This window comes from Candidatus Accumulibacter phosphatis (assembly GCF_012939955.1).
Lineage (GTDB): Bacteria > Pseudomonadota > Gammaproteobacteria > Burkholderiales > Rhodocyclaceae > Accumulibacter > Accumulibacter delftensis.
Window position 1 is genome coordinate 1 of sequence record NZ_SPMY01000143.1, and the last position, 522, is coordinate 522.

At 64.2% G+C, this 522-nt stretch carries 1 protein-coding gene; it reads right to left on the bottom strand.

Features of this window, described 5'->3' with window-relative positions:
• Window positions 1-301 precede the first annotated feature (301 nt).
• Window positions 302-522 (bottom strand): hypothetical protein (locus E4Q23_RS23390; RefSeq protein ID WP_211203920.1); only part of this gene is annotated, 221 nt, incomplete at its 5' end.

Consider the following 522-nt stretch of genomic DNA (forward strand, 5'->3'; position numbering starts at 1 on the left):
CTCCCTGGATCGCGGCTATCAGGTCGCGAGTCATTTGCTGGTGATGGTCGGTTTCGAAGAATCCAACATCCACGGGCGGACGCCTGAGGTGGTAGTGTCGCATGACTTCGGTGAGCATCAGGCGATTCCTCCTTTGCGCCCGCCGGGAAGCGAGCGCGAATGGTTGCAATGATGACGGGCCGTGACAGGGTTTCCGCGAGTAGTTGCGTGATGAAGGCGCGGTCCTCATCGCCGAGCTTCGCAAGCGGCAAGCGCAACTCCTCGGCGATGGCCTGCCGAGCCGCTACCGCATTGGGGAAGGTCAGTTCGTGGAAAGGGTCCGGACCGTCGAACGGCTTCGCCGGCGGCATGAGCGCGGCGCCGGCGGGGCGCACACCACAATGTCGCTCTCTCCGCTCACCGCAGCACGTGGGATGCTGATTTTCTCGGCCAACTGCGCCACCTGGTCGGCACGATGCTCACGCCGACTCTTGCGATGCTTGCGGTAGCGATGGATCGGGATCGGCCCGCCGACCGGCTGAA